This window comes from Nitrospirillum viridazoti CBAmc (genome assembly GCF_000730165.1).
GTDB lineage: Bacteria > Pseudomonadota > Alphaproteobacteria > Azospirillales > Azospirillaceae > Nitrospirillum > Nitrospirillum viridazoti.
Genome location: NZ_CP022110.1, coordinates 2212355 through 2232902, shown reverse-complemented (window position 1 = coordinate 2232902; position 20548 = coordinate 2212355). Strand labels below are relative to the sequence as shown.

Sequence of the window (20548 nt, the reverse complement as noted above, 5' to 3'; positions counted from 1 at the left end):
TGTCTCTCGGGATAGGGGGCGTCAGGCCGTCACGACCCGCTGGTGCAGGCGACTGATGGCATCGAGGGAGGACAGGACCGCCCCCTCCTGCCAGCCGGTGATGTAGCTGGCGTGCTCGCCCGCCAGGGCGATGCGTCCATCCACCTGGCACAGGTCCTGGTAATGCGCGGCCCGCGTCTCCTCGGTCCATGAGGCGTGGCAGCCCAGGGTCCAGGGCACGCGATGCCAGCCCACGGCCACGCCGGTGTCGAACTCCTTGGTGTATTGCGGATGGATCTGGGCGCCATAGGCCAGGGCGCGCTTGATCCGCTCCTCCGGCGGCATGGCGGTGTATTCCATGGCGTAGGCGCCGAAGACGTAGGTGCCCAGCAGGACGCCCTTGCCCGGGCTGCCATAGCCGCTGTTGGGGTAGCCGATCATGGCGATGGGCAGGTCGGTGAAGCTGATGCCGCCGTAGATGGCCTCATCCTGTTCCCAGAAGCGGCGCTTGAACTGCAGCCCCACCTTGGCGGCGGCCTCATAGGGCACGGCGCTGATGGCGTTGGCCATCTTGGGCCCCACGTTCAGCTTGATCTGGCTCAGCACCGACAGGGGGATGGTGCACAGGCACCAGTCCGCCTTGGCCGTCTGCGGCGCACCGCCCTTCACGGTGTCGGTATAGGTGACGGTGACGCCGTGGTCGTCCTGGTGGATCTCCGTCACCTTGGTGTTGAAGCGGATCAGGTCCTTCACCTGCCGCGCCAGGGCAGCGGGGAACTGGTCCATGCCGCCCACCGGCTGGAAGATGGTGGACTGGAACTCGTCCCTCAGGCCCATGCCCAGGAAACGCCACAGGCCACCCTGCATGACGTCGCTGAGGCTGGCGGGGGTGGAGGGCACCGGCGCGCCGTTCACGCCGCCGCCGGGCGCCTTCTCGTAGCCGCGCACGTTGCTGGAATCCAGGCTGGCGGCATAGGCGTAGTTCTTGTCCAGCCCGCCCCAGGCACGCAGCGATTCCAGCAGCTTTTCCTGGTCTTCCTTGGTGACCGTGCCGTCCAGGGCGTTCTGGTGGGTCAGCTTGGCCAGCAGCTCCGCCACGTGGCCGTGATAGTCGGCCTGGATCTCCCGGAAGCGCTGCGGCTTGCCGCCGTAGGCCTTGGCGGAATGAAGATAGGCGTTGTAGTTGACCTGGTTGAACGGCTCCAGCGCCACGCCGTAGCGGTGGCAGTAATCCAGCACGGCGCGGTGGTGATAGGGGATGCGCCAGGGGCCGGGGTTGATGTAAAGCCCCGTGTCGAAGCCCACCGTCTGTTTGAAGCCGCCCAGCTCGGTGTACGTATCGCCGCCGCGCAGGGACCAGCTGCGGCCACCGGCCTTCTCCCGGTACTCCAGCACCTGGACCTTGTAGCCCGCTTTGCGCAGCTCGATCGCCGCCACCAGGCCGGCCACGCCGGCGCCCAGGATCAGGATGGACGCGCCCTTTGCGTCGCCGTCCAGCTTGATGGGGCCCTTATAGGTGGTCTCCGCCGCCAGGCCCAGGCTGGTGGCCGCCTGATACATCACGGCGCTGCCCGCCACCGTGCCGATCAGGCTCAGCAGGTCGCGCCTTTTCATGTCCCTAAAACCCATGCCCGTTCCGCCTCCATTATTTTTGAAGTGCGGCGAGTCTCCCCGTTTTATCGCTCCGGCGGCCTTGGTGGCGCCGGTTCCCTGTTCTTGCGAAAACCGACCCGAAAGTGATTGAGGCCACCCGTTCCATTGTCCCACGCGCGACGGCGCGGGTCCAATTCGGATTCCCCAGTCAGTTGATTGAAGTTGTTGACGTAACTGCCCGTTGTTTGATGCCCCGCCGGTCCGGTGAAACCGTGATCAACCGAAGGCCAATCAGCGTTGCATGGGCCGGCGGGGCTGTCAATCCGATGGGCGCCATTCCACGGCAATCGCTTGAAGCGGGTCTTGACAAGACGGGGCTTTCGGAGCGGTGGCGATCTGTGATTCGTAGGAGGCTCCATTGATCTGGAGTTCTCGATGGCCGGTTCGCTTCTCGACCATTTTGCGGCGCTCAGCGATCCGCGGCAATCCTGGAAGGTCATTTATCCACTGCCGGAGATTCTGCTTGTGGTGCTCTGCGCAACGATCGCGGGGGCTGAGGATTTCGTCGAGATTCGGCGCTGGGGCACGATGAACCGGGATTTCCTGCGGCGGTTTTTGCCCTATGCGGGCGGGATTCCGAGCCACGATACGCTGAACGACATCCTCAACGCGCTCGACGGCGATCTTTTTGCGCGATGCTTCGGCGACTGGGTCGAGGGGCTGCGCGAGGCCGAGCCCGACATCGTCGCGATCGACGGTAAGACCTCGCGGCGGACGCATGACCGGGCGAAGGATCGCAATCCGCTGCATCTCGTTTCAGCCTGGGCCAGCCGGCAGCGCTTGGTGCTGGGCCAGCAAGCTTGCGAGGCCAAGTCGAATGAGATTACGGCCATTCCGTTGCTGCTCGACCGCTTGGCGTTGACCGGGGCGCTCGTCACCATCGATGCGATGGGCTGCCAGACCAAGATCGCCCAGAAGATTCTCGATAAAGGCGCCGATTACCTGCTGGCCATCAAAGAGAACTGGCCCAACCTGCACAGCGAGGTCATCCGCCACTTCGACGATCTGCCTGCCGCCGACACGTTCGACACGACCGATGGCGAGCACGGCCGCATCGAGGTGCGCCGCCATGTCGTCAGCCACGAAGTTGACTGGCTTACCACAGACCGCCGCTTCCCCGGCGAGCCCCGCTTCCCCGGCCTCAAGGCCATCGCCATGGTCGAAGCCGAGATCGAGCGTGACGGCAAAACCAGCCGGGAACGCCGATACTACCTGTCATCTCAAAAACTCGACACGCGCCTCTTCGCTCATGCCGTCCGAGCCCACTGGCATATCGAAAACCGGCTCCACTGGGTCCTCGATGTCGTCTTCCATGAAGACTTGAGCCGTCTCAGATCCGGCAACGGCCCCCACAACATGGCAACCATCCGACACATGGCCTTGAACCTCCTGCGCGGCGCAAAGGATAAGCACAGCCTCAAAGTCCGAAGAAAATCCGCCGCATGGGATACCCAATACCTTCACGCCGTCATCACACAGTCCGCATAACCCCCTTCAAGCGATTCCCCTGGGCGCCATTCCGTCTGGGCGCCACTCAGCCGTGGGTCAGTCCGCCAGCGTGGCCACGTAGCTTTGCACGCCACCGCTGGCGGGGCGGTAGATGCCGACCAGATTGTTGCGCAGGATGGAGTTGGCGGTGCTGATGCTGGTGCTGGCCGGGTTGGCGGCCGCCAACCAGCGCGCCGGACCGAAACCGCCGTCGGCCAGGCGGTCGACATAGACGAACGCGCCGCCGGCGTCGGTGGTGGCCGCCAGGGCATAACCGCCGGGTACGCCGCTGATGCCCTCGAAATGGGTGACCACGCCGGGCTTCCCCTCATAGCTGAGCGGGGTGAGGCGGCTGAGTTGGCCGGTGACGGGGTCGTAGTCTGCCAGCAGGCCGGTGTTCAGGTCGTGTCCCTGCTTGTAGCCGCCGGCCAGCGTGTAGGGGGCCGGGTCCTTGGGGCCGTTCTGCCAGATGCCGTACAGGGTGGCCAGGGCGCCGATGTCCAGCACCTGGAAGGTGCCGGTCTTCACGTTGTAGATGAAACCGTTGCCGGAACCGGGCTTGTCCGCCAGGTCGTAGTTGCCCACCACCAGGTCGCCCATGGTGCTGTGCGCCAGCGTGTTGGCCACGGTGCCGCCGGCCACGTCGGCGGGCACGTCGATCTGGGTCCAAGTGCCCGACCCGTCCAGCGGCCCCTGGTAGATCATGCCATGGTCGCCCTGGCCGCCTTCATATTGATAGCTGCCAACCGCCCGCACGTTGCCCTGGCCCAGGCTCGGGTCGAACAGGGCGGTGTTGGGGCCGTAGAAGGTCGAGGTGACGATGATCTGCCCGGGGAAGGCGGGCAAGAACGGGAAGATGCCGTTGCCGTCCGTGGGATATAGCGGCCCGCGATACAGCATCGCCTGCGGCTTGCCGCCGCCGGTCGGCTGGTAATTGCCGGACAGCACCACCGGCTGGCCGTCGCCGCCATCCTGGCGGATGCCGGTCACGAAGGAGTTGGGCGGCAGGATGTCGTTGTAGGTGATGGTTGGGCTTGCCATGGATATCTCCTCCAAAGGTTGCTTTTCCGTAGGACATATACACGAGCGCGTTGGATGTAGATTTTCTCTTAAGAATAGCAAGTGATCTTTGCTGGAATGCGCCGCCGCCGCCCGCCTCAAAGGATCGTTTTTCGACTTGCAAATGCGAATGACTATCATTACTGATACTGCAGGCGCCGACGGACGCGGCGTGGGGGCCGGTGTGGGACGCCCCGACACCCGTTACCGACACCCCCTTCTTCCAAGGATTTTCCGCCATGGCCTACACCCGCAGTCCCGCTCGTCTCGCCGCCACCGCCCTGGTCGGCGCTGCCCTCCTGGCCGCTGGTCTGGCCCCCATCGGCGTCGCTCGTGCGGCCTCGCACGACATCGCCAGCTTCATCAAGGAGCATGACCGGAACGGCGACGGCGTGGTCACCGCCCAGGAATACCAGGCCGTGCGCGACCAGCAGTTCAAAGCGCTGGACACCAACGGTGACGGCTGGGTGAGCGAGGCGGAATATACCGCCGAGTTCGAGGCGCGGTTGAACAAGGAGAACGGGACGCCGGAACGCAAGGCCCAGCAGCTGAAGCAGACCCACATCCGCTTCGTCGCCATCGACCTGGATGGGGATCAGAAGATGTCGCGGGAGGAGTTCATGGCGTCCGGCTGGCGCATGTTCGGCTTCCACGACAAGAACGGTGACCAGAAGGTGGACCAGGCCGACGTGGCCCTGGCCGCGTCCTTCAAACCTCTGCTGGACAAGGCCCAGTCCGACAGGACGGCGGAGGCGGCCGGCAAGGCGCCTTGAATTTCGGTGAGTTTGAGAGTTCGGTGCCTGGGGCCTGGGCGATGCGGAGTCCTCGCCCCCGTTCAGACAGGGCACCGTACAGCCGGTCGGCGGCGCGCTAGTCGTGTGGCGCGACGGGCGGAATGGCGGCCTCCTTTCCCCTTCCGTCGACCGGCTCTTTTTATCGGGCCCCGGGGTGATGTCCTCGGGGCCTCAGTTTTTTCCCCGAAGCCAGGCTCAATTGGGGGAAACTGGCCGATTCAAAACGATGGCCCTGGATATGGCCCAAGACAAGCCAATCACGAAAAGCGGCAGGCAGCAGACCGCCATGATCACGGGAAGCGGCGTTCTGCCGACCATGGGCCAGTCCGGGGCGCCGGCAAGCAACCAGATGAGGGCACAGAAGGGCGAGACGGCGAACAATACCGCACTGGTGTCTGCCGTCCGCTTGACGAACGGACCGCCAGTCCAAGCCAGCGTGAAGCCGATTATACCCAACGGCACGCAGGACATCGCCACCAGGAGAGGCAGTGGCATTGTGCCGACCATGGGCCAGTTCGGGGCGCAGACAATCACCCACGCCAAGGCGGCCAGCGGTGAAAACGTAAAGATCGCCGCGACGGCGCCCATCACATTTTTCATGATCCGCTCGCCGTCCGTCACCGCATCAAGGCCACTTCACCTCGGGCGGCAGGCTCATCAGGATGGCCTCGATGTTGCCGCCGGTTTTCAGGCCGAACAGCGTGCCCCGGTCGTGCAGCAGGTTGAACTCCACGTAGCGGCCCCGGCGCACCAGCTGATGGTGGCGCTGCGCGTCCGTCCAGGGCAGCCCCAGGCGCCGGCGCACGATCAGGGGGTAGATGTCCAGGAAGGCCTGGCCGACGGCCTTGGTGAAGGCGAAGTCGGCCTCCCAGTCGCCGGTGTCGTGCCGGTCGTAGAAGATGCCGCCCACGCCGCGCGGCTCGTTGCGGTGGGGCAGGAAGAAGTAGCGGTCGCACCACTCCTTGAAGCGGGCGTAGTAGTCGGCGCCGTGCGCATCGCAGGCAGCCTTCAGCGCCGCGTGAAAGGTGGCGGCGTCCTCCGCCGTCTCGGCACTGTCCAGGAACATGGGCGTCAGGTCGGCGCCGCCGCCGAACCAGGCCTGCTCCGTCACCAGGTGGCGGGTGTTCATGTGCACCGCCGGCACCAGAGGGCTGCGCATGTGCGCCACCAGGCTGATGCCGCTGGCCCAGAAGCGGCCGGTGGCGGCCGCCCCCGGAATCTGGGCGCGAAATTCCTCGGAGAAGGTGCCGTGGACGGTGGAGATGTTGACGCCCACCTTCTCGAACACCCGGCCGCGCATCAGCGACATGATGCCGCCGCCGCCCCTGGTCTCGCCATCGCTATCCGGTCGATCCCAGCTTTTGCGTTCGAACCGGCCCGGCGCGCCTTCGCCATAGGCGGGCAGGGCGGCCGCCTCATCCTCGATGGCTTCGAAGGCGGCGCAGATGCGGTCGCGCAGATCCTGGAACCAGGCGGATGCCCGGGCCTTGCGCTCCTCCGCCAGAGGGGCGTCGCCGGCCAGCGCTTCGGCGGGCAGCAGGCTCGAGGACAGGGGAATGTCGGTCATCGATGGGTTCCAGGTAGGCAGGTTCCAGAGGTCAACGGGGCCAGGCGTCCAACTGGCGGACGGCCTCGCCCACCACCATGGCGGCGGCCATGGCAACGTTGAGCGAGCGCAAGCCTGGGCGCAAGGGTATGGCGAGGCGGGCGTCGGCGGCGGCGTGCACCTCCTCCGGCACACCGGCCGATTCCCGGCCCAGCAGCAGGATGTCGTCCGGCCGGAAGACGAAATCGGTGTAGCACAAGGCTGCGCGGGTGGTCAGCAGCAGCAGGCGGGGCGTGGGCCCACCCCGCCCCGGGGAAGGCTGCCCTGCGTCGCCCTGGGATTGACCGTTCGCCCGCCGACGCGTCTCGAACGCGGTCCAGGAGGTATGGCGTACCAGATCCACACCCTCCAGGTAGTCCATGCCCGACCGGCGCAGGCGTTTATCGTCCAGAACGAATCCGCACGGCTCGATGATGTCGATGCCCACATTCAGGCAGGCGCCAAGGCGCATCAGGGTGCCGGCGTTCTGGGGGATATCGGGTTGGTAAAGGGCGATCCGCACGGGAAAGTAGTCCGATAAGTTATTGGAAAGACTAGCTCTTAAGCCGCCAAACCTTTCGCTTGTGCAGCTAAGAATAGCGTTGAGGGCACATTCATACGCTTCCCAAGGCCTTGGGGGGCATGTATATGGATTTACCGCGACCGGACAAGACGCCGGCCGTCAACCTTATTCGCCGCGGGCCTGCGCAAGGCTGGTCCGCTTGGGTAAGGATATAAGAACATTGGGAAACCCTTGTGAGGCGGGCGCCGGGGCGTTTCAGGTGCCCCTGACTTCGAGGAGAAGCTTGGTATGGCGGACACGACCCAGACGGCCGGGCATGGGCCGGGGAGCGGCTCTCACAGCGGCGGGGATCCCTCGCGCCGCGATTTCATATACTTGGCTGCCGCCGCGACCGGTGTCGTGGGCGCTGCCGTCACCGTGTGGCCCTTCATCGACAGCCTGAACCCCGCGGCCGACACCCTGGCGCTGGCCAGCACCGATGTGGATCTGGCGCCGGTGCAGGTGGGGCAGTCCATCACCGTGACCTGGCGCGGCAAGCCGGTGTTCATCCGCCACCGGACGCCCGAGGAAATCAAGTCCGCCACGGACGTGAACGTCTCTGAATTGCGCGACCCGCAGAAGGATGCGGACCGCGCGAAGAAGCCGGAATGGCTGGTGGTCGTCGGCATCTGCACCCACCTGGGCTGCATCCCGCTGGGGCAGAAGAATTCCGATCCCCGCGGCGAGTACGGCGGCTGGTTCTGCCCCTGCCATGGTTCGGTCTATGACACGTCCGGCCGCATCCGCAAGGGTCCCGCGCCGCGTAACCTGGAAGTGCCCAGCTACGCGTTCAAGACCGACACTTCGATCCGTATCGGCTAAGCCGGACCCCCAGGGAGCGAGAAATGGCTCACGGCCCTTCATCCTCTTTCAAGAATCCGGTGGTCAACTGGCTCGACCAGCGGCTGCCGATCTTCACGATGATCCAGAAGGAATACGGGGTGTTTCCCACCCCGCGTAACTTCAACTACTTCTGGAACTTCGGCGCCATCGCCATGATCATGCTGGTGACGATGATCGTCTCCGGCATCGTGCTGGCGATGCACTACACGCCCAACACCAACCTGGCCTTCAACTCCGTCGAGCGCATCATGCGCGACGTGAACTTCGGCTGGTTGATCCGCTACATCCACATGAACGGCGCGTCGTTCTTCTTCATCGCCGTTTACATCCACATCTTCCGCGGCCTCTACTACGGTTCCTACAAGAAGCCGCGTGAGTTGCTGTGGATCATCGGCGTGGTGATCTTCCTGCTGATGATGGCCACGGCCTTCATGGGCTACGTGCTGCCGTGGGGCCAGATGAGCTTCTGGGGCGCCACCGTCATCACCAACCTGTTCTCGGCCCTGCCGCTGGTGGGCCAGGACATCGTGACCTTGCTGTGGGGCGGCTTCTCCGTCGACAACCCGACGCTGAACCGCTTCTTCGCCCTGCACTACCTGCTGCCCTTCGTCATCGCCGCCGTCGTGTTCCTGCATGTCGCGGCCCTGCACATCACCGGGTCCAACAACCCGCTGGGGGTGGAGCCCAAGGGCCCGCAGGACACGCTGCCCTTCCACCCCTACTACACGGTGAAGGACAGCTTCGGCACGGTGGTGTATCTGGCCATCTTCGCCGCCTTCGTGTTCTACGCCCCCAATTTCTTCGGTGAGCCGGACAACTACATCCAGGCGAACCCGATGGTGACCCCGCCGCACATCGTGCCGGAGTGGTACTTCCTGCCTTACTACGCGATCCTGCGCTCCATCACCTTCGACATCTCCATCCCCTTCACCGGGCTGAAGCTGATCGAGGCCAAGCTGGGCGGCGTCATCGCCATGTTCGGCTCCATCGCCATCCTGTTCATCCTGCCCTGGCTGGACACCTCGCCGGTGCGCAGCGCCCGCTTCCGTCCCATCTTCAAGAAGGGCATCCTGGCCTTCCTGGTCGCCTTCTTCCTGCTGATGTACGTGGGCGCTCAGACGGCCGACGCCGCCTGGCACCTGGGCGGCCTGGAAATCCCGCTGGTCTATGTCGGCCAGTTCGCCACCCTCGTATACTTCGGCTTCTTCCTGTCGCTGCCGTTCGTCGGCCTGATCGAGAAGCCCCTGCCGCTGCCGGCCAGCATCGCCAAGCCCGTTCTGGGCGGTGGGGCCTCGGCCGCCGGTGCTACCGCCAAGCCGATGGAGAAAGCCTGATGCGCCGTCTTCGGTCCCTGATCCTCGCCGGTCTCGTCGCCGTCGCTGCGGCCGCCCCCGCGGTCGCCAGCGAAGAGATGGAGTACCCGAAGAACGAATGGAGCCACGGTGGCGTCACCCGCGGTTTCAGCAACATCTTCGGCACCTTCGACCGCAAGGCGCTGCAGCGCGGCTTCCAGGTCTACAAGGAAGTCTGCTCCGCCTGCCATTCCATGAACCTGCTGTCGTACCGCAACCTCAGCGCGCTGGGGTACAACGAGGCGGAGATCACCGCCATCGCCGCCGGCTACGACATGACCGACGGGCCCAATGACGAGGGTGAGATGTTCACCCGCAAGGGCGTGCCGGCCGACCACTTCAAGGCCCCGTTCCCCAACGAGAAGGCCGCCGCCGCCGCCAACGGCGGCAAGGCCCCGCCCGATCTGTCGCTGATCGTGAAGGCGCGCAAGGGGGGTGAGGATTACATCGTCGCCCTGATGACCGGCTTCGAACCGGCCCCCGCCGGCTTCACCGTCCCGTCGGGTGGCAACTACAACAAGGCCTTCCCCGGCCATGTCATCGCCATGCCGCCGCCCCTGTCGGACGGCGGCGTGACCTTCGCCGACGGCACCAAGGCCACGGTGGAGCAGCAGGCCAAGGATGTGGCGACCTTCCTCGCCTGGGCGGCCGAGCCCAACCTGGAGGCCCGCCACCAGATGGGCCTGAAGGTCATGATCTTCCTGATCGTGCTGGCCGGCATCCTCTATGCCGCCAAGCGCGCCGTGTGGGCGGACCAGCACTAAGCCGGTTTCCCCCATCAGGGCATGAAAGGGGCGCTCCGGGATGACCGGGGCGCCCTTCCTGTTTGGCGTGATATCGATCAGATCTTGGCGGGGCAGGCGGCGTCGAAGGGGCGCAGCCGTTCCTCCGTCATGGGGTGGGTGGCCAGCCAGCTGGGGATGTGGCCGGCGATGGCCGCCGCCTGCTTCACCTCCGGGCTGTTCACGATCTTGCGCAGGGCGCGGGCGAAGGCGCAGGGGCTGCGAGGGGGGCCGTGTGAGCCCGGGTCCCGCGACAGCCAGGCCAGGGCGTCGGCGTCGGCCTCCGCCTCGAATTCCCGAGTAAAGCGCAGGTTCAGCAACAGCACGGGCGCCCCCACCAGGAAATGGCCGGCGGTGCTGGCATCGCCCACGGCCACGGCGGCCAGTACGGACAGGCCGCTGGCGCGCAAGGCCAGGCGCAGGCCGTGGCGGTGGCGCACGTGGCCCACCTCATGCGCCAGCACGGCCGCCACCTCCTCATCGTCCAGGATCTTCAGCAGCTGGTCGGTGACGATGATGTCGCCGCCGGGCAGGGCGAAGGCGTTGGGACCGATCAGGGGGCTGTTCAGGAAATGCAGGCGGTAGGCCTCGCCATCCTGGGCACCCACCATGTCGGCCAGGATGCTGGTCAACCGCTGCTGGCGGACGGGGTCGACGGTCGTCCGCTCCTTCTCATCCCGGAAGATCAGGGCCAGCCCGGCGTCGGTCAGCTTGCGCTCCACCCAGGGCGGTGTGTGCGCCGCCGCCAGGTCGGCGGCCTTAGGCACGCCCCAGTACCAGGTGGCGGCCCCCAGGCCCAGCAGCACGGGCACGCTGGCCAGCGCCAGGTGCCACGACCCCTCCAGCCGGGACAGCAGGCCGGGCTTGTGGCCCAGCGCCGCTGCCAGCGGGCCGCCGCCGATGACCTCCAGCGTGTCGCCATTGGCGAAGTCGAACCGCCAACAGTCGCCGCCGATCGGCGGGACGATGGTCAGGGTATGCCGTGGCACCGTGCGCGCCTCATCCCCGTCCGTGCCGGACAGGACCAGCCCCTGGGGGCCGGCGCGCACGGTGACCGTCTCCGCCCGCGACAGGCCGGCGCGGTACAGCCGGCCCGTCCCGGTGGCGTGTGGGGCGTCGGCCGTCAAAAACCGATCCCGACGTCGATGTCGAAGAAGGCCGCCGCCTGGTCGCCAAACGCGCCGGCGTCGCTCTGCGCACCGGCGACGAAGCTGTCCAGTCCCGTCGGGGCGTGGACCGTCAGATGTTCCAGCACATAGCGGGCAGTGCGGCAGCGGACCCAGGGGTAGGCGAAGCCCAGGGTGAAGAGCAGCAGCAGGCCGTTGCTGACGTACAGCCACAGCACCGGGCCCAGTTGCCAGCCGGCGGACAGGGTGACGTCCGCCAGGGACAGGCGCTGCACCACCGTCTTGGCCAGCCACAGGGCGACCAGAAGGGTCACCAGCAAAAGCCCGGCGTACAGCACCAACATCAGGAAGGGGGCCATCTGCGCGCTGGCCGGCGCCGGCCGGTGATTGGCCACCGCGTCCATCAAGGGATAGAGCATGGCGAACGCCGCGGCGGCGAACGCCAGGAGAGCCGCGGCCAGGATGAGGCCCAGCAGGTAGAAACGGCCCACAGCGGGCGCCATGCGCAGCGGCGTGGCGCCATAGCGACTGTTGTCCACCATCCAGCGGTACTGCTGGTGCAGGACGTAGGGATAGAGCAGGCCCAGGGTTATGCCGCCCAGGATGGGCAGGCCGAGGAAGTTGATGTAAGCCCCGGCCATGACGCCGGCCTCATGCGAGAAGCTGAAGCGCACGCCCCGGTAGGAGGTGACGCGCAGGCGAAAGCGTAGCGCCTTGACGATGATCCAAGGGCCCGCCACCAGCAGGACGGGGACGTACACCAGCGCGTAGGGCGACTGGATCTTGGCCAGGATGGCGTAGGGCACGAACAGGACCAGGACGATGATGCGCCCGATCAGGATGGACAGCGGGCGGGCATGATAACCGAATCGAGCGCCCGCCAGCTCCGTCGCCTCATGGAAATAGCGCTGGCTGCGGACCTTGGCCCAGGGCGAATAGATGCCCAGGGTAACGATGGTCAGCAGCAGGTTCACGATCCAGATCGGAAAATACTCACGGCCCGTGCCGTGGAAACGGAAGGCGTGCGAACCACCATGCGCTGGGCTGTCCGCGGCGTTGGACACATCGACAGAGTCAGGCATTGTTCCCCCATGCGATAGCGCGGCCTGTTCCCCGGTAGGGCCGCGTCATTACTGTAGCTGAAATTTTGGCAAACGATACACGCAACGGATGCGATGTTGCGGATTTGGCAATTCGTCAAGGGTGGGCGGCATGGGCGTGGTGACGGCAGCGGAGGTTCTGGCCTTCTGGTTCGGGGAACTGACGCCGGGCGATTGGTTCAGCGGCGGGGCGGACATCGACGCGCGCATCCGCGACCGGCTGGCCGACAGCTATCACGCCGCGGCCGAAGGGGTGCTGGACGCCTGGGCCGATACCTCGGACGGGGCGCTGGCCCTGCTGATCCTGCTGGACCAGGTGCCGCGCAACCTGTTCCGGGGCGACGCCCTGGCCTTCGCCACCGACGCGCGGGCGCAGGAATTGGCGACGCGGGCGGTGGCCCGCGCGCAGGACCTGGAACAGCCGGTGGACCGGCGCCTGTTCTTCTATCTGCCGTTCGAGCACGCGGAGGAGATCGTGCTGCAGGATTGCTGCGTCGCCCTGGTGGCGGAGCGCATCGGCGCCGGCCAGCACCTGGACTATGCCGAGCGCCACCGCGAGGTCATCCGCCGCTTCGGCCGCTTCCCCCACCGCAACGGCATCCTGGGTCGTACCTGCACAGCTGCGGAGCAAGAGTATCTGGCCCAACCGGGAGCGGGCTTCTAGCGCTCACAACCCAAGACAAGCAAGCGGCGGGATGATGGCGTTGGTTGATGCCATTACAACCCGGAGTGCGCATGGTACAGTCCGCCTCCTGGACTTGGAGGTGCGGCATGGGTGGGCGGTGGTCTTTTCTGGTGATGGCCATGGCATTGGCCCTGCTGCTGACGCCCTGCCCGTCGCGGGCGGCATCCGATGCCGCCATCCCTAGCGCCCGCCAAGTGAAGGCCGCGGTCGATGCGGGCGATTTGCCCAAGGCGGAGCGCCTACTGCGCGAAGTCATTCGGCGTCGTGGCGACAGCGCGCGGGCCCATTACCAACTGGGCCAGGTGTTGGGCCTGGAAGGCCACCATCTGGAGGCGGTCCAGGAACTGACGCTGTCTCGGCAAATCGATCCCGCCCTGCATTTCGCCAAGCCTGCGGCTTTCCAGGAGCGCCTGGACCATGAACTGGCGTTGGTGCCGCCACCACCGGCGCCGAGCCCGCCGCCAGCACCCGTCGTCCAAGAGACGGCCCGCGTTTTGCCTTCTTCCCCAGTCGTCCAGGCAACGGAAAGTCAAATCGATCCGGACCTGATCCAAATCTTCGTCATGGTTACCTTGTTAATCCTGACGTCTATCCTGTTCTTCGTGGTCGCGATGAAAGAGGGCGTTCGAGGCCAGCGCCGCCGCGGCAGCCAGGTCGTCATCGTCGGTCAGTTGTCCATCACCGGCACCACCGATTCCGGTACGTCATCGGGCTTGGCGTTCGACTCTGGCTCTGGTGGCGGTTCGGGCGGCGGAGACTGGGGTGGTAGCAGCGATGGCGCCGCCACGTCGTCGTCGTTCGATGGCGGAAGCGGCGGCAACTCCACCTGGTAGGAAAGAGGCCGAGCGGGGATCACGTAAGTGGAGCTTTCGCGTTCCGGTGGGACGCATTAGCATCCTATTGATTTTCATGCCGGGTGACATGAGACGGGGGGGGCAGTAAAATGTTAATGCGGCTGTGTGGTGCGATGGCGGTTCTCGCCACGCTGACGGTGACGGCGGCCATGGCAGCCCCGTCGCCGGAGCAAGTGAAGAAGGCGGTGGATGCCGGTGACCTGCCCGCCGCCGAGCACATGCTGCGCGAGGTGGTGCGGGAGCATGGCGACAGCGCCCGCGCCCATTACGACCTGGGTGAGGTGCTGGGCCTGGAAGGCCGCCATCAGGACGCGGTGGGCGAGCTGGAGCTGGCGCGCAAGATCGACCCCAGCCTGCACTTTGCCCGTAGCCCCGACACCTTCCAGCAGCATCTGGCGCGCGAGCAGTCCTTCCTGAAGCCCGCCGCCCAGACGGTCCCGGCCCAACCCGCGCCGCCATCCCACGCCGCCGTGCAGGCCGCACCGCCCCCGCGCGCGGAGGGGGACAGCGGCCTGACCGTCATCCTGGTCGTGGGCGGCCTGCTGCTGGCGGCCCTGGCCATCTATCTGGTCTTTCGACGCGCCAATCCGGCTTACGGCGGCGGCTATCGTCCCGCTCCCGCTGGACCGGTACCGCCGCCCTACCCGCCGGCCTATGGGCAGCCCGGCTACGCCCCGGTGGTGGTACAGGAGCCGGGCCTGGGCACCGGCTTCCTCACCGGCGTGCTGGCGGGCGAGCTGATGGCCGGCGGCGGCCATCGCGACACCGTGGTGCACGAGACGGTGATCAACAACGTCACCGAGAACCGGGTGTACGAGAACGACCGCCGCCCCGATCCGGATTACGATTCCGGCAGCAGCTCATCATCCAACGACGGCTGGGGTGGCTCGTCCGACGGCGGGTCATCGTCCAGCAGCTTCGACAGCGGCAGCTCCGGCGGCGACAACAGCAGCTGGTAAGTGCCGCGCGCGGCGTCCGGGCACACTAGAAGAACGCCGCCGCATAGGCCGGGTCGTACTGCATGGCGCCGACCCGGTTGCCTTCCGTATCGTGCAGGTAGATCAGGCGGCCCACCCCGTCGATGGTGTAGGGCTGCATGACGATGGTGCCGCCGTTGGCGGTGACCTTGGCCATGATGGCGTCCAAATCGTCCACGCCCACGGTGCATTCGAAGCCCTTCATGCCCGTGCCGGTCACGGGTTCGTGCCGCTGCTGCAGCGCGCCGCCCACATGTCTCTCGCCCTCAGCCCCGGTCTGGATCAGGTAGAAGCCCGGCGGCCCCCAGGGGGTGATGCGCCAGTCGAATACCGCCTCATAGAATGTCTTGGCGCGCTCCACATCCTCGGCATGGACGGCGAAGAAGCGCAGGTGGTTGGCCATGGGGACCTCCGTGGCAGGGGGCGTGGTGGTGAATGACCGGATGATGCCGTATCGGCCCATGGCCGTCTTGCGCTAGGATGACGACCTTTGTCGCAAAGGCGTCAAGATGGCCGATCCTTTCCTCATCCGCAGCCTGGCGCTGACCTTCAGCGACGGCCATCGGCTGCACAGTCACAAACACGAGTGGGGCCAGCTGCTGTACGCCGCGCGCGGCGTCATGCGGGTGGTGGCCGATGGGGTCGCCTGGCTGGTGCCGCCCGCCCAGGCGGTATGGCTGCCGCCCGGCGCGCCGCACACGGTGGAGATGCGGGGCGGGGTCGCCATGCGCACCCTCTACATCGCGCCGGCGCTGGCCGCTGCAACGGGCACCATGCCCGCCGGCTGCCAGGTGCTGGGCGTGGCGCCGCTGCTACGTGAGCTGATCCTGCATGTCGTGGCGGTGGGCATGCTGCGGGCCGACAAGGTGGACCAGGCGCGGCTGGCCGGCGTGCTGATGGATCGTCTGGCGGCGGCGGAGCGGCTGCCCCTGTCGCTTCTCTGGCCGCGCGACCGCCGCGCCCTGGCCTTGGCGGAGCGGCTGCGCCAGGACCCGGCGGACGAGTCGGACCTGGAGGCGTTGGGCGCCGCCGTGGGCGCCAGCGCCCGCACCCTGCAGCGCCTGTTCAAGGAGGAGACGGGCCTGCGCTTCGGTGAATGGCGCCAGCAACTGCGCCTGCTGCACGCGGCCAGCCTGCTGGGCACCGGCCTGTCGGTGACGCAAGCCGGGCTGGAGGCCGGCTACAGCAGCACCAGCGCGTTCGTCAGCGCGTTCCGCCGCCGCCTGGGCGTGACGCCGGCGCGCTACCGGGCGCCCATCTCCGCCTCATAGTGGGCCCTCATGAAGTCGATGAAGGCGCGCAGCGGCGCCGGCACGTGACGGCGGCTGGGGTAGTAGAGATAGGGGCCGGGGAAGGGGGGCAGCCAGTCCTGCAGCGCCGGAACCAGCCGCCCGGCGGCCAGCGAAGGTGCCAGGAAACCCTCGAAGGTGCAGAACCAGCCCAGACCCGCCTCCGCCGCGCTGATGGCGATATGCACGCCGTTCCCCACCAGGCGGCCGTCGGGCTGGATGCGCACCACCTCATCCCCCCGCTCGAACTCCCAGGGCTGCACGGCGCTGTCGGCGAAGCGGTGGCACAGGCAGGGGCGGCCGATCAGGTCCCGCGGATGGCCGGGCATGCCCTCGCGCGCGATCAGCTCCGGCGAAGCCGCCAGCACGTAACGCTGCGGCGGGCTGATGGGCACGGCCACCACGTCCTGGGCCAGGGCCTCGCCATAGCGGATGCCGGCGTCGAAGCCCTGGGCGAAGACGTCGACGAAGGCGTTGTTCTCGATGATCTCCAGCGTGATGCCGGGGTAGGCCGCCAGGAAGCGCGGCACCAGGGGCGTCAGGATCAGCCAGGACACGACGATGGGAACGTTCAGGCGCAGCAGGCCGGTGGGCGTGTCGCGAAAGCTGTTCACCTCGTCCAGCGATTCCGCCACCTCGCTGAACACCGGCGCCAGCCGTGCCACCAGGCGCTGTCCGGCCTCCGTGGGCGTGACGCTGCGGGTGGTGCGGTTCAGCAGGCGAACGCCCAGATCCTCCTCCAGCCGCTTCAGCGCCAGGCTGAGGGTGCTGGGCGCCACGCCCCGTTCCTTGGCGGCGCGGCGGAAACTGCGGTGGCGGGCCACTGCCAGGAAAAGGTCCAGGTCGGCGAGATTGGGGGCGGGCATGGGGCACCATTGTTCGAAATATCGAACAGCACATTGATGATTGCCCAGATTATCACGCGGTCCCTTCGGCGGCATAGTCCACCTCACCAACGGCCCGACGCCGTTTCCAAGCTTCCCGCCATTTGAGGAAAAAACGATGCTGCAGCGTATGTTAGGCGCCAAAGGCCCCGCCACCTCCGCCCTGGGCCTGGGCTGCATGGGCATGTCCGACATGTACGGCCCCAGCGACCGGGCAGAGAGCATCGCCACCCTGCACGCGGCGGCGGATGCCGGCGTGGTCCTGCTGGATACCGGCGACTTCTACGGCATGGGCCATAACGAAATGCTAATCGGCGACGCGCTGGCCGATGCCGGGTTCACCCGGTCCCACAAGCGGGACGATGTGCAGATCAGCGTGAAGTTCGGGGCCCAGCGCGACCCGGCCGGCAACTGGATCGGCTTTGACGCCCGGCCGTCGGCGGTGAAGACCGCGCTGTCCTACACCCTGCGGCGCCTGCGGGTGGACCATATCGACATCTACCGTCCCGCCCGCCTGGACCCCAATGTGCCCATCGAGGACACGGTGGGCGCCATCGCCGACCTGGTGAAGGCCGGCTATGTCCGCCACATCGGCCTGTCCGAGGTGGGGTCGGACACCCTGCGCCGGGCGGCGGCCGTGCACCCCATCGTCGACCTGCAGATCGAATACTCGCTGATCTCGCGCGGGTTGGAGCGGGACATCCTGCCCACCTGCCGGGAACTGGGCATCGGCATCACCGCCTATGGCGTGCTGTCGCGCGGGCTGATTAGTGGTCACTGGAGCAAAGGGCAGGGCAAGGGTGCCGACTTCCGCGCCCACAGCCCGCGCTTCCAGGGTGAAAACCTGGACCACAACCTGGCGCTGGTGGAGGAGTTGCGCCGGGTGGCGGCGGAAAAGGGCGTCACAGTCGCCCAGATCGCCATCGCCTGGGTGCTGGCCCAGGGCCAGGACATCGTTCCCCTGATCGGCGCCCGCCGCCGCGACCGGCTGGCGGAATCTCTGGGCGCCTTGGACGTGACGCTGACGGCCGACGACCTGGCCGCGATCGAGCGGGCGGTGCCCAAGGACAGCGCCGCCGGTGACCGCTACAACGCGCACGCCATGGCCTCGCTGGACAGCGAGCGCTGATAAAGCAAAAGGCGGCCGGGTCACCCTGGCCGCCTTTTTCATTTAATTCCGCTACCGAAATTATGGCCCGCGACTGCGGGCCCCGGAGCGAGTACCGCAGGGCGCAGCGAGGAAGCCAAGCGGGCGGATGCCCGCGCCCGGCGCCTGAGGGAAATCAAACATTAAACCTAAAATGGAAGATGTCGCCGTCTTGGACGACGTATTCCTTGCCTTCGATGCGCAGCTTGCCGGCATCCTTGGCGCCGGCCTCACCGCCCAGGGCGACGTAGCTGTCGAAGTCCACCGTCTCGGCCTTGATGAAGCCGCGTTCGAAGTCGGTGTGGATGACGCCGGCGGCCTCGGGGGCCTTGGCGCCGCGGCGCACGGTCCAGGCGCGGGCTTCCTTCGGGCCGACGGTGAAGAAGGTCAGCAGGTTCAGCAGGCCATACCCGGCGCGGATCAGGCGGTTCAGGCCCGGCTCCTCCAGCCCTAGGGAGGACAGGTACTCGGTCTTGTCCTCATCGCTCAGCTGGGCCAGTTCCGATTCGATGGCGGCGGAGATGACGACGGACACGGCACCCTGGGCCTTGGCCATCTCGGCCACCTGGGCCGACAGGCTGTTGCCGGTGGCGGCGGAGGCTTCCTCCACGTTGCAGACGTACAGCACCGGCTTGGCGGTCAGCAGCTGCAGCTGGCGCCAGTAGGGGCGGTCCTCATCCGACACCTGGACCACGCGGGCCGGCTTGCCGTCGCGCAGCACGACCAGGGCCTGCTCGATCAGGTCGGCGAAAATCTTGGATTCCTTGTCGCCGCCCTTGGCCTTTTTCTGCAGGGCGGGCAGGCGCTTTTCCAGGCTGTCCATGTCGGCCAGCATCAGCTCGGTCTCCACCGTCTCCGCGTCGCGGGTGGGGTGGATGGAGCCTTCCACGTGGGTGATGTCGCCGTCCTCGAAGCAGCGCAGCACGTGGACGATGGCGTCCACCTCGCGGATGTTGGCCAGGAACTGGTTACCCAGGCCTTCACCCTTGGACGCGCCGCGCACCAGCCCGGCGATGTCCACGAACTCCAGCTGGGTGGGGACGGTCTTCTGCGACTTGGCGATGGCCGCCAGCTTGTCCAGGCGTGGGTCGGGCACGCCGACGCGGCCCACATTGGGCTCGATGGTGCAGAAGGGGTAGTTGGCCGCTTCCGCCGCCGCCGTGCTGGTCAGCGCGTTGAACAGGGTCGATTTGCCGACGTTGGGCAGGCCGACGATGCCGCAATTGAATCCCATGGGAATACTCTAGGTCTAAGGGGCCGCTTTGGCCGCGTTTATCGGGCAAAGACGGCCGGATTGCAAACCGCCGTTATGCAGGTCCGCCATCAGGGGTCCGCCATCAGGCCGGATGACCCGCCCCCGGCGCCCAGGCCGGCGGCGCCATCTCGAAGGCGCGGAACTCGAAGGCCGGGGCCACCGTGCAACCCACCAGGGTCCAGTCACCCAAGGACTCCGCCGCCTGCCACTGGCCGGCCGGCACCACGCCCTGGGGCCGCTGCCCGGCAGCGAGGTCCGCACCCAGGGTCAGATGGGTGGCGGTAACGCCGTCGGCGGAAAGGGACAGCCGCAGGGGCGCGCCAGCATGCCAGTGCCACACCTCGTCCGCGTCGCGGACCCGGTGCCAGTGCGACCGCTCCCCCGCCTTCAGCAGGAAGTAGATGGCGGTGGAATCGCCCCGGCCGCCATCCGCCGGCGTATGGCGGAAGGTTTCCACATAGTGCCCGCCCTCGGGATGGGGCCGCAGGCCCAGCAGGTGGATGATGGCGTCAGCGTCCATCGCTCAGCCCCGCGGCGGCACGGTCAGGCGGAAGCTCTCCCGGTCGCTGGCCTGGGCGAACCAGGTGGCCAGCTTGGGTGCCCGCTGGCGCCAGTGATCGCACTCCCACCGCAGGTCCAGGTAGGCCAGCGCGATCATGACCGAGATCGTCCCGATGGTCAGACCTTGCAGCTGGTCGGCCTCCGCCTCCAGCAGCTCGACGGCGCGGGTCATGGCCTGGCGCTGGCGGTCCGTCCAGTTGGCGGAGCGCAGGTTCTCCGGCCGCAAACCCTCCAGCCGGCGCAGGATGGCGGCGTCGCAGATGCCGTCGGCGATGGCCTGCTGGCGCAGGGCGCGCCAGCGCTCCGCCCCGGCGGCGGGGAACAGGGGCTGGCCCTGGGTGCCCTGGCTGTCCAGGTACTCGGCGATGACCGGGCTGTCGAACAGGGTCATGCCGTCATCGGTCACCAGGGTGGGGATCTTGCCCAGGGGGTTCAGGGTGGGCACCACCGTGTCCGGCGACCAGACATCGGTGGGCGACAGCTCGATCCGGGAAACCAGGCCCCGCTCATGGGCGACCATCAGCGCCTTGCGCACGAAGGGGGAGGTCTGGCTGTAGAATAGCTTCATGGGA

General features: G+C 67.0%; 22 protein-coding genes. 10 read left to right on the top strand and 12 right to left on the bottom strand.

Features of this window, described 5'->3' with window-relative positions; translation table 11 throughout:
- Positions 1-21: 21 nt before the first annotated feature.
- On the bottom strand, positions 22-1593 hold the full coding sequence (locus Y958_RS10275) for an NAD(P)/FAD-dependent oxidoreductase (RefSeq protein ID WP_088871904.1): 1572 nt from the start codon (positions 1591-1593) through the stop codon (positions 22-24).
- A 414-nt stretch (positions 1594-2007) separates the two neighbouring features.
- Here Y958_RS10275 and Y958_RS10270 point away from each other — a divergent pair, with 414 nt between their 5' ends.
- Positions 2008-3120, top strand: a complete 1113-nt coding sequence (locus tag Y958_RS10270) for an ISAs1 family transposase (RefSeq protein WP_088870575.1) — start codon at positions 2008-2010, stop codon at positions 3118-3120.
- Between the two features lie 57 nt (positions 3121-3177).
- Here the strand turns inward: Y958_RS10270 and Y958_RS10265 are convergent, their stop codons facing one another.
- The gene (locus Y958_RS10265) at positions 3178-4161 is read right to left on the bottom strand and encodes a hypothetical protein (RefSeq protein WP_088871903.1); all 984 of its coding nucleotides are present in this window, start codon (positions 4159-4161) and stop codon (positions 3178-3180) included.
- A gap of 257 nt (positions 4162-4418) precedes the next feature.
- Between Y958_RS10265 and Y958_RS10260 the strand changes: the two genes are divergently transcribed.
- Positions 4419-4952: an EF-hand domain-containing protein gene (locus Y958_RS10260; protein WP_145727973.1), complete on the top strand. Its 534-nt coding sequence runs from the start codon at positions 4419-4421 to the stop codon at positions 4950-4952.
- A gap of 216 nt (positions 4953-5168) precedes the next feature.
- Here Y958_RS10260 and Y958_RS10255 read toward each other — a convergent pair whose 3' ends face one another.
- The 3 genes from Y958_RS10255 to Y958_RS10245 are packed head-to-tail and all read right to left on the bottom strand — an operon-like array spanning position 5169 to position 7081.
- Positions 5169-5573: a hypothetical protein gene (locus tag Y958_RS10255; protein ID WP_145727972.1), complete on the bottom strand. Its 405-nt coding sequence runs from the start codon at positions 5571-5573 to the stop codon at positions 5169-5171.
- A gap of 25 nt (positions 5574-5598) precedes the next feature.
- The gene (gene hemF, locus Y958_RS10250; protein WP_211098480.1) at positions 5599-6540 is read right to left on the bottom strand and encodes an oxygen-dependent coproporphyrinogen oxidase; all 942 of its coding nucleotides are present in this window, start codon (positions 6538-6540) and stop codon (positions 5599-5601) included.
- A gap of 31 nt (positions 6541-6571) precedes the next feature.
- On the bottom strand, positions 6572-7081 hold the full coding sequence (locus Y958_RS10245; RefSeq protein ID WP_088871901.1) for a tRNA (cytidine(34)-2'-O)-methyltransferase: 510 nt from the start codon (positions 7079-7081) through the stop codon (positions 6572-6574).
- A gap of 288 nt (positions 7082-7369) precedes the next feature.
- Here Y958_RS10245 and petA point away from each other — a divergent pair, with 288 nt between their 5' ends.
- From petA to Y958_RS10230, 3 genes are read left to right on the top strand one after another with little or no spacing between them, the layout of a single operon-like run.
- Complete coding sequence (gene petA, locus Y958_RS10240; protein ID WP_040843154.1) at positions 7370-7942, top strand: ubiquinol-cytochrome c reductase iron-sulfur subunit; 573 nt, start codon at positions 7370-7372, stop codon at positions 7940-7942.
- Positions 7943-7965: 23 nt separating this feature from the next.
- Entirely contained in the window at positions 7966-9297 is a 1332-nt protein-coding gene (locus Y958_RS10235) for a cytochrome b (RefSeq protein WP_004271672.1), read from the top strand.
- Positions 9297-10079: a cytochrome c1 gene (locus tag Y958_RS10230; RefSeq protein ID WP_186291152.1), complete on the top strand. Its 783-nt coding sequence runs from the start codon at positions 9297-9299 to the stop codon at positions 10077-10079. The genes Y958_RS10235 and Y958_RS10230 overlap by 1 nt, the downstream gene beginning before the upstream one ends.
- A gap of 77 nt (positions 10080-10156) precedes the next feature.
- Here Y958_RS10230 and Y958_RS10225 read toward each other — a convergent pair whose 3' ends face one another.
- Complete coding sequence (locus Y958_RS10225; protein WP_088871900.1) at positions 10157-11224, bottom strand: M48 family metallopeptidase; 1068 nt, start codon at positions 11222-11224, stop codon at positions 10157-10159.
- The gene (locus tag Y958_RS10220; RefSeq protein WP_088871899.1) at positions 11221-12306 is read right to left on the bottom strand and encodes a YjgN family protein; all 1086 of its coding nucleotides are present in this window, start codon (positions 12304-12306) and stop codon (positions 11221-11223) included. The genes Y958_RS10225 and Y958_RS10220 overlap by 4 nt, the downstream gene beginning before the upstream one ends.
- A gap of 130 nt (positions 12307-12436) precedes the next feature.
- Here Y958_RS10220 and Y958_RS10215 point away from each other — a divergent pair, with 130 nt between their 5' ends.
- The 3 genes from Y958_RS10215 (at position 12437) to Y958_RS10205 (ending at position 14822) form a co-directional block, all read left to right on the top strand.
- The gene (locus Y958_RS10215) at positions 12437-12988 is read left to right on the top strand and encodes a DUF924 family protein (protein WP_088872583.1); all 552 of its coding nucleotides are present in this window, start codon (positions 12437-12439) and stop codon (positions 12986-12988) included.
- Positions 12989-13128: 140 nt separating this feature from the next.
- The gene (locus Y958_RS10210) at positions 13129-13842 is read left to right on the top strand and encodes a tetratricopeptide repeat protein (RefSeq protein WP_145727971.1); all 714 of its coding nucleotides are present in this window, start codon (positions 13129-13131) and stop codon (positions 13840-13842) included.
- A 134-nt stretch (positions 13843-13976) separates the two neighbouring features.
- Positions 13977-14822 carry a tetratricopeptide repeat protein gene (locus Y958_RS10205; protein ID WP_186291151.1) on the top strand — a complete coding sequence of 282 codons (846 nt, stop codon included), beginning with the start codon at positions 13977-13979 and terminating at the stop codon, positions 14820-14822.
- Positions 14823-14847: 25 nt separating this feature from the next.
- Here Y958_RS10205 and Y958_RS10200 read toward each other — a convergent pair whose 3' ends face one another.
- Complete coding sequence (locus Y958_RS10200; protein WP_088872582.1) at positions 14848-15243, bottom strand: VOC family protein; 396 nt, start codon at positions 15241-15243, stop codon at positions 14848-14850.
- Positions 15244-15349: 106 nt separating this feature from the next.
- Here Y958_RS10200 and Y958_RS10195 point away from each other — a divergent pair, with 106 nt between their 5' ends.
- A complete protein-coding gene (locus Y958_RS10195; RefSeq protein ID WP_088871896.1) occupies positions 15350-16111 on the top strand; it encodes an AraC family transcriptional regulator in 762 nt (253 codons plus the stop codon).
- Here Y958_RS10195 and Y958_RS10190 read toward each other — a convergent pair.
- The gene (locus Y958_RS10190; RefSeq protein ID WP_088871895.1) at positions 16084-16995 is read right to left on the bottom strand and encodes a LysR family transcriptional regulator; all 912 of its coding nucleotides are present in this window, start codon (positions 16993-16995) and stop codon (positions 16084-16086) included. The two genes, Y958_RS10195 and Y958_RS10190, sit on opposite strands and share 28 nt — an antisense overlap.
- A gap of 136 nt (positions 16996-17131) precedes the next feature.
- Between Y958_RS10190 and Y958_RS10185 the strand changes: the two genes are divergently transcribed.
- On the top strand, positions 17132-18142 hold the full coding sequence (locus Y958_RS10185) for an aldo/keto reductase (RefSeq protein ID WP_088871894.1): 1011 nt from the start codon (positions 17132-17134) through the stop codon (positions 18140-18142).
- Positions 18143-18296: 154 nt separating this feature from the next.
- On the opposite strand, the gene ychF is transcribed toward Y958_RS10185, so the two are convergent.
- From ychF to Y958_RS10170, 3 genes are all read right to left on the bottom strand, one after another.
- Positions 18297-19394: a redox-regulated ATPase YchF gene (gene ychF, locus Y958_RS10180; protein WP_088871893.1), complete on the bottom strand. Its 1098-nt coding sequence runs from the start codon at positions 19392-19394 to the stop codon at positions 18297-18299.
- Positions 19395-19497: 103 nt separating this feature from the next.
- Positions 19498-19935, bottom strand: a complete 438-nt coding sequence (locus Y958_RS10175; RefSeq protein ID WP_088871892.1) for a cupin domain-containing protein — start codon at positions 19933-19935, stop codon at positions 19498-19500.
- A 3-nt stretch (positions 19936-19938) separates the two neighbouring features.
- Positions 19939-20544 (bottom strand): glutathione S-transferase N-terminal domain-containing protein, encoded by a 606-nt coding sequence (locus Y958_RS10170; protein ID WP_088871891.1) that lies wholly within the window; start codon positions 20542-20544, stop codon positions 19939-19941.
- Positions 20545-20548: the final 4 nt, after the last annotated feature.

Excerpts from the sequence above, each read along its gene's own strand:
- Y958_RS10255 (WP_145727972.1), bottom strand. The coding sequence starts at position 5,573 with ATGAAAAATGTGATGGGCGCCGTCGCGGCGATCTTTACGTTTTCACCG.
- Y958_RS10265 (WP_088871903.1), bottom strand. The coding sequence starts at position 4,161 with ATGGCAAGCCCAACCATCACCTACAACGACATCCTGCCGCCCAACTCC.
- Y958_RS10190 (WP_088871895.1), bottom strand. The coding sequence starts at position 16,995 with ATGCCCGCCCCCAATCTCGCCGACCTGGACCTTTTCCTGGCAGTGGCC.
- Y958_RS10200 (WP_088872582.1), bottom strand. The coding sequence starts at position 15,243 with ATGGCCAACCACCTGCGCTTCTTCGCCGTCCATGCCGAGGATGTGGAG.
- Y958_RS10170 (WP_088871891.1), bottom strand. The coding sequence starts at position 20,544 with ATGAAGCTATTCTACAGCCAGACCTCCCCCTTCGTGCGCAAGGCGCTG.
- hemF (WP_211098480.1), bottom strand. The coding sequence starts at position 6,540 with ATGACCGACATTCCCCTGTCCTCGAGCCTGCTGCCCGCCGAAGCGCTG.
- ychF (WP_088871893.1), bottom strand. The coding sequence starts at position 19,394 with ATGGGATTCAATTGCGGCATCGTCGGCCTGCCCAACGTCGGCAAATCG.
- Y958_RS10175 (WP_088871892.1), bottom strand. The coding sequence starts at position 19,935 with ATGGACGCTGACGCCATCATCCACCTGCTGGGCCTGCGGCCCCATCCC.
- Y958_RS10235 (WP_004271672.1), top strand. The coding sequence starts at position 7,966 with ATGGCTCACGGCCCTTCATCCTCTTTCAAGAATCCGGTGGTCAACTGG.
- Y958_RS10220 (WP_088871899.1), bottom strand. The coding sequence starts at position 12,306 with ATGCCTGACTCTGTCGATGTGTCCAACGCCGCGGACAGCCCAGCGCAT.
- Y958_RS10195 (WP_088871896.1), top strand. The coding sequence starts at position 15,350 with ATGGCCGATCCTTTCCTCATCCGCAGCCTGGCGCTGACCTTCAGCGAC.
- Y958_RS10185 (WP_088871894.1), top strand. The coding sequence starts at position 17,132 with ATGCTGCAGCGTATGTTAGGCGCCAAAGGCCCCGCCACCTCCGCCCTG.
- Y958_RS10205 (WP_186291151.1), top strand. The coding sequence starts at position 13,977 with ATGGCGGTTCTCGCCACGCTGACGGTGACGGCGGCCATGGCAGCCCCG.
- Y958_RS10260 (WP_145727973.1), top strand. The coding sequence starts at position 4,419 with ATGGCCTACACCCGCAGTCCCGCTCGTCTCGCCGCCACCGCCCTGGTC.
- Y958_RS10270 (WP_088870575.1), top strand. The coding sequence starts at position 2,008 with ATGGCCGGTTCGCTTCTCGACCATTTTGCGGCGCTCAGCGATCCGCGG.
- Y958_RS10230 (WP_186291152.1), top strand. The coding sequence starts at position 9,297 with ATGCGCCGTCTTCGGTCCCTGATCCTCGCCGGTCTCGTCGCCGTCGCT.
- petA (WP_040843154.1), top strand. The coding sequence starts at position 7,370 with ATGGCGGACACGACCCAGACGGCCGGGCATGGGCCGGGGAGCGGCTCT.
- Y958_RS10275 (WP_088871904.1), bottom strand. The coding sequence starts at position 1,593 with ATGAAAAGGCGCGACCTGCTGAGCCTGATCGGCACGGTGGCGGGCAGC.
- Y958_RS10210 (WP_145727971.1), top strand. The coding sequence starts at position 13,129 with ATGGCATTGGCCCTGCTGCTGACGCCCTGCCCGTCGCGGGCGGCATCC.
- Y958_RS10215 (WP_088872583.1), top strand. The coding sequence starts at position 12,437 with ATGGGCGTGGTGACGGCAGCGGAGGTTCTGGCCTTCTGGTTCGGGGAA.